This is a genomic window from Mycobacterium sp. (assembly GCF_049683935.1).
Taxonomy (GTDB): Bacteria; Actinomycetota; Actinomycetes; order Mycobacteriales; family Mycobacteriaceae; genus Mycobacterium.
In genome coordinates this window covers 1-8,734 of the sequence record NZ_JBAUJR010000504.1, presented here as the reverse complement: position 1 = coordinate 8,734, position 8,734 = coordinate 1, and the positions used below count along the sequence as shown (strand labels likewise).

Genomic DNA, 8,734 nt, shown 5'->3' with positions numbered 1-8,734 from the left:
CGTCACCGGTGCAGTCGGCTGCCGCGTCGAGACCGTTGCCGATCAGCCAGCCACCATTGCCGATCATCGGCCGGAGGGCCGAGGCCTCCATCGTGGCGCCGGACCGGTCGGACCCGGATACCGCCATACCCCAGAGGGTGTACTCCTCTTCGTCGTTGACCAGCTGCACCTCGAGCGAGGTCGGCTGAGCGGGTGCGTCGGTCTCGGTGAGCATCAGTGTGCCGATGCCCGCCATGGCGGCGCTGGTGACGCCTGCTGTCACTCCAGCCGCCAGGTAGGTGCGAATTTTTGTCGAACGCGTCGTCGTCGTCCGGGAATGTCGAGCCACAAGTACCCCCAAGGTGGTTTCACTAGGTAGCCCTCCCACTCAACTACCGAGGCTGATGGCAGATCAGCACCCAGCAACTTAGGGCGCCCTTCACCCCTTTGTCCCGCATTTGGCGAAACCGCCACCACACATTCTTGCGTTTGTCGCTATCTGGCAAACAGTTCCCAAGCGGGTGCGGTATCTCGACTCCGGCCGGTCGCCCCCAGGCCGGGGAACGGACTTCCGCTCCCGTCCGCGCAGCACGGGGCATCTCAGAGTGTGCCGTCCGGGGCGAACTAGGGTAAGTTTGCTCCGACAGCAACGTACCCGGTCATTGCCCGGTTCTTGACGTCGCTAGCAACTTTCTGGCTATGAGAATTGGGGGGCCGCGATGGTTCACGATACGTCGGTGTCGCTCCGTCCGACCGTGCGTTCCTTCGCGCGCTCGGGCCAGCTGCAGGCTCGTCTGCACCGGGCGGTGCCGGGCGGCGCGCACACCTACGCCAGGGGCGCTGACCAGTACCCGGTCGACATGGCCCCGGTTCTGGTCCGCGGTGAGGCCGCACGGGTGTGGGATGCCGACGGCAACGAGTACGTCGAGTACGGCATGGGTCTGAGATCCGTGGTCCTCGGACACGGATACCGGCCGGTGGTCGACGCGGTCTGCGCGGCGATCGCCGACGGCGTCAACTTCACCCGCCCAACGGAGCTGGAACTCCAAGCGGCCGAGGACTTCCTCGAGCTCGTGCCGGGGGCCGACATGGTCAAGTTCGCCAAGAACGGTTCAGATGCGACGACGGCGGCGATTCGACTGGCGCGCGCGGCGACGGGCCGGGACAAGGTCGCCATCTGCCACCACCCGTTCTTCTCGACTGACGACTGGTTCATGGGGACCACCGAGATGTCCGCCGGCATTCCGGCGTCGGCGACCGAGCAGGCGCTGCGGTTCCACTACAACGACCTGGCGTCGCTGCGCTCGCTGTTCGCCGGGCATCCGGGGTCTGTCGCTGCGGTGATCCTCGAGGCGGCCACAGCGATGGCCGAGCCGGAACCGGGGTTCCTCGAGGGTGTTCGGGAGCTGTGCGACGCGCACGGCGCGGTGTTGATCTTCGACGAGATCATCACCGGATTCCGATGGTCTGTGCACGGCGCGCAGACGCTCTACGGCGTCACCCCCGACCTGTCGTGCTGGGGCAAGGCCATCGGCAACGGCTTTCCGATCTCGGCGCTCGCCGGACGACGGGAACTGATGGAGCTCGGTGGTCTGAACACCGACCGGGACCGGGTGTTCCTGTTGTCGACCACCCACGGTGCCGAATCGACGGGTCTGGCGGCGTTCCGCGCCGTGGTGGCCGCCTACCGGGAATTCGACCCCATCGCCGAGATGGAGGCTGCCGGCCGGCAACTCGCCTCCGGGGTGAACGATGCGGCACGGGCACTCGGGATCGACGACTTCGTCGAGGTGACGGGCCGTCCCTCATGCCTGATCTACATCACACGCGACGCCGACGGCCAACCGTCACAGTCATTCCGGACGTTGTTCATCCAGGAGATGTTGAGGGGCGGCGTCCTCGGGCAGTCCTTCGTCACCTCCGCGGCGCACACGCCGGCCGATATCGACCAGACCATCGACTCCGTGACCCGGGCGCTGCACGTCTACCGCCGGGCCCTGGACACACGTTCCGTCGACGGGCTTCTCGAGGGCGCGCCGGTGGCCCCGGCGATCAGGCGGTCGGCTCACCCACGCCGGCTGCAGCCACGGTAGGGCAGTCGATGCGCCACCGGCCGTCGAGCCCGGGGTAGCGCTGGGAAACCTCGTCGAGGAGATCCGGCAGCGTGAGCAGGACGTCGTCGGGCGAGGCCGCCACGAGAGCGTCGGGAGAGATGATCCCGACGTCGGTGCCCGGCATCCGCCGCCCCTGTTTGGCCGTGGACGCGTCTGCAACGGCCCGCACCAACCTGCTGTCCACGCCCGCCAGGCAGAACAGCGCCACCGCACGCGACGATGCCCCGTACGCGTATACCGCCCTGCCTGCCTGGTGTGCCGACTCGAGCCAGTCACGTAGCGCGTCGGCCTGCGCCCGGGCGGCCCCCTGCAGTCGTCCGACCACTGTGGGTTTGGCGATCCCGAAGCGTCGCTCGCGGTCCAGAATCGACGACGTGTGCGGGTCCGGCGGGCAATCGCCGTGTACGGCGGCGACCAGAACGGTGCCACCGTAGAGGTCGAACTCCCACGACGCGGCGATACTCATCCCGACACCGGCGAGCAGCCTGTGCAGCGCGGTCAGCGAGTAGTAGGCAAAGTGGCCGTGGCGCAGAGAGTTCCACTGATCCTGTTCGACGATGGTGAGCAGCGAATGGAACTGCAGCAGCAGTACCCCGCCCGGGGTGGTCGCCGCGCAGCGCCGGCGAAACGCGTCCAGCTGATCGGGGTCGTGCATGATCCCGAAGCAGTCGAGAACGACATCGGCGGTGTCGGCGGTGTCGAAGCCGCGTGCGGCGAGCAGCGGCAGCCAACTGCCGCCGTGCGGGCTGCCGAATTCACGAACCGTGACACCTCGCAGCCACCCGTCGCGCGCCACCCTGTCCACCGCGTCAGCGGCTTGCTCCCTGAGTGCCAACGGCTCGATGCCGCGCGGTTCGTCGGCCTGTGTGTCGTCGTCGGCAAGCTGCGCCAAGGCGCATTGTGTGCACAAGTCCATTCGAAGTCCGTGCGACGACTCGGATTCCGTCACCGGTGATTCCGCCGGCGGGAAATAGTCCGCCGCAGCGACCCGACCCAGATCGAGCACACACCTCAGCTGTGAAGACCCGCATCCGCGGCAGCGATTCATGCCACAATCACCCGGTGCGGATCGAGACGACACGCCTCGCCGATGTACTGCTGCTCGTCAACGAGCCCCACCGCGACGACCGTGGCTTCTTCACGCGGACCTTCGACGCGCAGGTGTTCGACGAGCATGTGGGTGCCGGTACCTCGGCGACGTTTGTGCAGGACTCCCAATCGCGCTCGGCTCAGGGGGTGCTCCGCGGCATGCACGGCAGATCGGGCCGCGGTGAAGCCAAACTCGTCCGGTGCGCGCGCGGAGCGGTCCACGACGTACTCGTCGACATCCGAAGGCAATCGCCGACGTTCGGGCTGCAGGAAGCTTTCCTTCTGGATGACAGCGCTTTTCGGCATCTGTACATCCCACCCGGATTCCTGCACGGCTTCCAGGCACTGACCCCGCTCGCCGACGTCTGCTACCGGATCGACCGTCCGCACGACAGCGCCGAAGACATCGCCGTCAATCCTCACGACGCAGACCTCGCCATCGCCTGGCCGCAGCAGGTGTCGAACATCTCGGCACGCGATGCCGGTGCAGGGAGCTGGCGCGAGCTTCTGGAACGGCTCGCCTGAACGCCATGCGGGTGTGTCACCGACGGGCCAGGTGCATATCGGGGAGCGGGAAATACAGCTGCCCACCCCACTCGGTGATGTAGCCGAGCTGATCGGTCAGCTCCTGCTCGAGGTTCCACGGCAACGCGAGCACGACATCGGGGCGGTCCTCGGCGAGGACCGCGGGATCGTGGATCGGAATCCGGGTACCCGGGGTGAACCTGCCGTGTTTGTAGGGGTTCCGGTCGACGATGTACTCGATGAGATCGGAGCGGATGCCGGCGTAGTTCAGCAGGGTGTTGCCCTTACCCGGTGCCCCGTAGCCGACGACCCGCTTGCCGTCGGCACGGCATTCGAGCAGGAACCTCAGTAGCTCGTGGCGGATCGTCTCGGTGCGTTCTTTCAGCTGCAGGTAGCCGTCGACCTCATGCAGACCGGCGAGCGCCTCCGCGGCGAGCGCATCACGAACCCGTTGGCTCGGCGGACCGGCCACCGCCGCAGGACGCGCCCACAGCCGGATCGAGCCACCGTGTGTGGGGATCAACTCGACATCGACGACAGCCAGATCCGCTGTGGCGAGTGCCCGCATCGCGGAAAGCACTGTGTAGTACTGGAAGTGCTCGTGGTAGATGGTGTCGAACTGGCCGTTGCTCACGAGTTCGAGGGCGTGATGCACTTCGATGCTGAGCCAACCGGCGTCGGCGACGAGCGTGCGCAGCGCCGCGGTGAATCCCAGCAGATCCGGGATGTGCGCGTAGACGTTGTTGGCGATGACGAGGTCTGCGGGTCCGCGTTCGGTCCGCACCCGGGCCGCCAGCGCCTCGTCGAGGAACGCCGTCTCGGTCGGCACCCCGCGTTCGCGGGCCGCCTCGCCGACATTCACCGACGGTTCGATGCCCAGGCACGGGATTCCCGCCGCGACCACATGCTGCAGCAGGTAACCGTCGTTGCTGGCGACCTCGATCACCAGCGATTCGGGCCCCAGGTCAAGCCGCTGCGTCGCGTCGCCCACGAACGTCTTGGCGTGCTGCACCCAACTGTCGGAGAACGACGAGTAGTACGCGTACTCGGTGAAGGTGTCTTCCGGGGTGATCAGCGCCGGGATCTGCAGCAGCAGGCAGTCCTCGCACAGCCGAAGGTGAAGCGGGAAGGTCGCTTCCGGCTCGTCGAGTTCTTCTCGGGTAAGGAACTTCTCGCAGGGTGGAGTCGCACCGAGGTCCAGCACGCTGCGCAACCCGTGTGCGCCACAGAGTCGGCACTGCATCATCGGGTCACACTCCTACCGAAGTGAGCACCGGGTCGGCCCAGAACAGTCGGCTGTCGAGTTGTCCCGTGTCGATCAGATGCTCGATCTGCTTCAGCCGGGTATGACCGCGCCCGTAGAACGTCTCACCGGTCAGCGCGATGGCTTCGAACACCCGATGCAGCTGAGCCGCTCCGGCCGCTACCTCCCATTGCGTACGGAACTGCGGGAACGTGCTGTGGATGCGTGAGAAGTCGACGCGGTAGCTGCGCTGGTCGGCGCTGGGTGGACCGAAAGTCACCGCGCAGTCGGGGAATTCGGCACCGACAACCGATGCGATGTCCCGTACCGTCACGTTGTTCTCGTCACTGCCGACGTTGACGACCAGCCCGTGCACCGTGTCGCGCCCGGCGTCCAGCGCGCACCGGATGGCCTGCGCGATATCCAGCCCGTGCACGAGTGGCCTCCAGGGGGTGCCATCGCTGGTCATCGCAATCGTGCGCTCGACCCATGCCAGGCCGCACAGATTGTTCAGCACGATGTCGAAGCGCATGCGCGGGGATGCGCCGAACGCGGTCGCGTTACGAAGAAACGTCGGCGAGAAGCTGTCGTCGGCCATCGCGCTCAGGTCGCGCTCGACCATCACCTTGCACCTCGCGTACGCCGTCAGCGGGTTCAGCGGGCTCGCCTCGCTCACCGTACCGTCGGCCGCACCGTAGACGCTGCACGACGACATGTAGACGAAGCGTTGCACCCCAGCACGTTTCGCGCACTCGGCGAGATGCACACTTCCTCGGTGGTTGATGTCGTAGGTGACGTCACCGGTCAGCTCCCCCAGTGGGTCGTTGCTCAACTCGGCCATGTGCACGACGGCATCGAAGCCACGCAGATCCTCGACATCCACCTCGCGGATGTCGCGCACCAGCGTGGCCGGTGTCGTGCCGTTTCGAGCGGCGCCGGCGAGCTGATCGGAGCACAACCATCCCGACTTGTAGTAGCCGGTGTCGAGCCCGACGACGTCGAAACCGTGGGCACTGAGGTAGGGCGCCACCAGAGCTCCGAGATAACCGTCTGACCCGGTGATCAATACGCGCATTGTCATCCTTCTAGATCTCGACATTCACCTTGTCGGCGACGAAGGCCTCCGCGTAGCGGCTGCGGCACTGCACCCCACGGATCCTCATCAACCCGAGGAAGGCTTCCTCGTCGAACCAGAACTTCCCCGTCTGCGACGGATAACTGCTGTGCAGCAGCGCCTGTTTCAGCTCGGCCGCCTCGGGGGACACCGCCCGGTACACGTTGGGGGTCGGCAGATCGGACTCCCACTTGAGAATCTCGTAGCCCCAGTACATGTGGTCGCGGAACTCGGTGGGCATGAGCTCGGCGAGCATCCGGTGATCCTGGTGGGCGTCGTGACGTTGGGGACCGATCACCAGGTCGGGTTCACAGGATCGCCGGAACTCGGCCACGTGATCCTTGACCTCGCCCCAATGTCTCGGAAGGTTTCCGTCCGGCAGGTCGGCGACAGTCAACCGCACCTCCGCGGCACCACACATCGCGGCGAAGGCGTTCTTCTCCTCGACCTCGCGTTCTGTGCCCGCACCGGTCATCACCAGCGCGTGCACCACCATCGCCGGATTGCGCCGGGTCATCTGCAGCAGCGTCGCGCCGGCCCCGATCGCGATGTCGTCGCAGTGCGCTCCCACCACCGCCACCGTCGAGGGAGCGAGAGTCATCGTTGCGGAGGCGCTCACGCCACCGCCCTGTCCGATTCCCACAGCGCCCAGGGCCGGATTCCGTTGTTGTAGTCGCTGTCCAGCTCGGCCCGTTCCTTGAAGGTGTCCGCCGGCTTCCAGAACCCGTCATGGCGGTGCCCGATCAACTTGCCTGTCCCGGCCAGCGATTCGCAGGCGTCGCCGACCAGGTCACCGTTCTCGGGGATCAGATCGATGACGTCCTGGTGCAGGACGAAGTACCCGCCGTTGACCCCGACGGAGATGTCGGTCAGCGGCATCACCTCTTTGACCTCGCCCGTCGATGCCACGTTGACGCAATGGAAGGACGACTGCGGGGGCACGACGAGCATGGACGCGAGCGCCTCGGTGGAGATGGTGCGCTCGATCATCTCGTCGAGAGGAGCATCGGTGAGCACGTCGGCGTAGTTGGCAAGGAAATAGGGGTCGGAGCCGAGGTACTTGCGCACCCGCCGCAGGCGTTCACCGATCGGCGACTCCATACCCGTGTCGGCGAAGGTGATGGTCCAATCGGCGATGTCGGAACCCATCAGGTGGACCTTGCCCCCGGTCAGCATGAAGTCGTTGGACAGCGTCTCGCTGTAGTTGAGGAAGTAGTCCTTGATCTTCTCGGCGCCATACCCCAGGCAGAGGATGAACTCCTTGTGGCCGTGGTGTGCGTAGTACTGCATGACGTGCCACAGAAGCGGCCGCGGCCCCACCATCTGGAGCGGCTTGGGTATGACGTCACCCTCGGCGGTACGCATCCGCATGCCGTATCCGCCACAAAAGAGAACGACCTTCATGCTTGGCTCCTCGCACAGATGATGTGTGCCGCCCCCACGCGTCCCGCAAAGTTTGTTCTGTCGACCACTGAGACGACCTGAGGATCCTGCAACTGCTGGTTGTGGCGAACCTATCACTCGTACTTTCACCTGACAACACAGATTCAGCAAAACTCTGACGATTGTTCCCTACGTCACAATCCGTACGTGGAGCCGAGAGAGCGAACGGCCGCAACGACCCAAATTGCCGCGTCAGGCGGCATCGTTCGATCACCTAACCCGAGATCGAGTGCGCTTTCCGGACCTCGGTTGTGTCCACTCTGGTCGATTTTGGCAACAACTAATGCCAGTTCCCGGGAATGGTCGGGGAGCCGCTCGACGATCGATCCGCCGGTCGACCGCGGCCGTCGCCGATGGCAAATGTGGAGACGGGCCGTCGCAGCGTTCCCGTCTTCGGTGTGCCCGCCCGGTCACGCCGCTCACCTGGCACTTCGGCGTGAGGTAGTGGGTCGACGGCCGTCAGCCATTTGTTATTTTTTCGCGGGGGAACACCTCGCTGCTCGCTCTGACGCATCCGGGAGGAATCACGTGAAGATCAAGCCTGCGCTCGGCGCTTTGTCGGTCGCCGCTGCAACCGCCATCGGCGTCTCGGCCGCACCGTTGGCATCGGCTGAGACCGAGGTCGAGTATCTGGGCCAGCCCGCCGAACTCGTTGACGGCAATGTCATCCAGCACTGGACCGTCACCGGCCTGAAGCCCAGCACCGACACGATCCCCTACCAGGCCGCGGGCACACTGTGGGAAGCCACCGCCACCGACGAGGCGATCGCCGGATCGGCGACACCCATCGTGTCCAACCTGAACGCCAGGGCCGGCAACGGTGAGACCTACCGTGTGCTGTTCGGCGTGGCCACCCCTCAGGGCGTGAATCCGTCGACGCTGCCGCAGGGCGAGAAGACCACGGGCAAGATCTATTTCGACGTCACCGGCGAGCAGCCTGACAGCGTCGTCTACAACGCCGGGGGAACCGATCTCCTCCTCTGGGTCGAGCCACCGCCCGCCCCGGCCACCGATTCCGCCGCCGCCGGCTCGTCGCCTGCACAGGTCTACGACAGCCCCTCGGATTCCAGCGATGTTGCCGAGACCGCGACTCCTGCCACCTCCCCGACCCCTGGAGCGGAGCCTGCTACGGAGACCCCGGCGCCGACCGCCGCCACGGCCACACCCGCGCCGGCGGGAAGCACCGGAACGCCACTGCCCGAGGGCAGCTCGGGCACCCCGCTACCC

8 protein-coding genes and 1 pseudogene are annotated in these 8,734 nt (G+C 66.0%); 3 read left to right on the top strand and 6 right to left on the bottom strand.

Features of this window, described 5'->3' with window-relative positions:
* Positions 1-262, bottom strand: a pseudogene (locus tag WA965_RS28825) (hypothetical protein); the annotation flags it as partial.
* A 454-nt stretch (positions 263-716) separates the two neighbouring features.
* Between WA965_RS28825 and WA965_RS28820 the strand changes: the two are divergent.
* On the top strand, positions 717-2,072 hold the full coding sequence (locus tag WA965_RS28820; RefSeq protein WP_526303232.1) for a glutamate-1-semialdehyde 2,1-aminomutase: 1,356 nt from the start codon (positions 717-719) through the stop codon (positions 2,070-2,072).
* Here the strand turns inward: WA965_RS28820 and WA965_RS28815 are convergent.
* Entirely contained in the window at positions 2,032-3,141 is a 1,110-nt protein-coding gene (locus WA965_RS28815) for a transferase (RefSeq protein WP_526303231.1), read from the bottom strand. The two genes, WA965_RS28820 and WA965_RS28815, sit on opposite strands and share 41 nt — an antisense overlap.
* Positions 3,142-3,155: 14 nt before the next feature.
* Here WA965_RS28815 and WA965_RS28810 point away from each other — a divergent pair, with 14 nt between their 5' ends.
* Positions 3,156-3,707 carry a dTDP-4-dehydrorhamnose 3,5-epimerase family protein gene (locus WA965_RS28810; protein ID WP_526303230.1) on the top strand — a complete coding sequence of 184 codons (552 nt, stop codon included), beginning with the start codon at positions 3,156-3,158 and terminating at the stop codon, positions 3,705-3,707.
* A gap of 16 nt (positions 3,708-3,723) precedes the next feature.
* Here the strand turns inward: WA965_RS28810 and WA965_RS28805 are convergent, their stop codons facing one another.
* Genes WA965_RS28805 through WA965_RS28790 form a run of 4 tightly spaced genes read right to left on the bottom strand, consistent with a single transcriptional unit; the run spans position 3,724 to position 7,468 of the window.
* On the bottom strand, positions 3,724-4,950 hold the full coding sequence (locus WA965_RS28805; protein WP_526303229.1) for a class I SAM-dependent DNA methyltransferase: 1,227 nt from the start codon (positions 4,948-4,950) through the stop codon (positions 3,724-3,726).
* A gap of 7 nt (positions 4,951-4,957) precedes the next feature.
* Positions 4,958-6,025, bottom strand: a complete 1,068-nt coding sequence (locus tag WA965_RS28800) for an NAD-dependent epimerase/dehydratase family protein (RefSeq protein WP_526303228.1) — start codon at positions 6,023-6,025, stop codon at positions 4,958-4,960.
* 10 nt (positions 6,026-6,035) lie between these two features.
* Positions 6,036-6,665: a PIG-L deacetylase family protein gene (locus WA965_RS28795; protein ID WP_526303233.1), complete on the bottom strand. Its 630-nt coding sequence runs from the start codon at positions 6,663-6,665 to the stop codon at positions 6,036-6,038.
* A gap of 14 nt (positions 6,666-6,679) precedes the next feature.
* Positions 6,680-7,468: a glycosyltransferase family protein gene (locus tag WA965_RS28790; protein ID WP_178361643.1), complete on the bottom strand. Its 789-nt coding sequence runs from the start codon at positions 7,466-7,468 to the stop codon at positions 6,680-6,682.
* A gap of 567 nt (positions 7,469-8,035) precedes the next feature.
* On the opposite strand from WA965_RS28790, the gene WA965_RS28785 reads away from it, so the two are divergent.
* Positions 8,036-8,734, top strand: a 699-nt coding sequence (locus WA965_RS28785) for a DUF1942 domain-containing protein (RefSeq protein WP_526448284.1), incomplete at its 3' end; no start/stop codon positions are given.

Coding starts and splice junctions, on each gene's coding strand:
- WA965_RS28805 (WP_526303229.1), bottom strand. CDS start 4,950: ATGCAGTGCCGACTCTGTGGCGCACACGGGTTGCGCAGCGTGCTGGAC.
- WA965_RS28795 (WP_526303233.1), bottom strand. CDS start 6,665: ATGACTCTCGCTCCCTCGACGGTGGCGGTGGTGGGAGCGCACTGCGAC.
- WA965_RS28815 (WP_526303231.1), bottom strand. CDS start 3,141: ATGAATCGCTGCCGCGGATGCGGGTCTTCACAGCTGAGGTGTGTGCTC.
- WA965_RS28790 (WP_178361643.1), bottom strand. CDS start 7,468: ATGAAGGTCGTTCTCTTTTGTGGCGGATACGGCATGCGGATGCGTACC.
- WA965_RS28800 (WP_526303228.1), bottom strand. CDS start 6,025: ATGCGCGTATTGATCACCGGGTCAGACGGTTATCTCGGAGCTCTGGTG.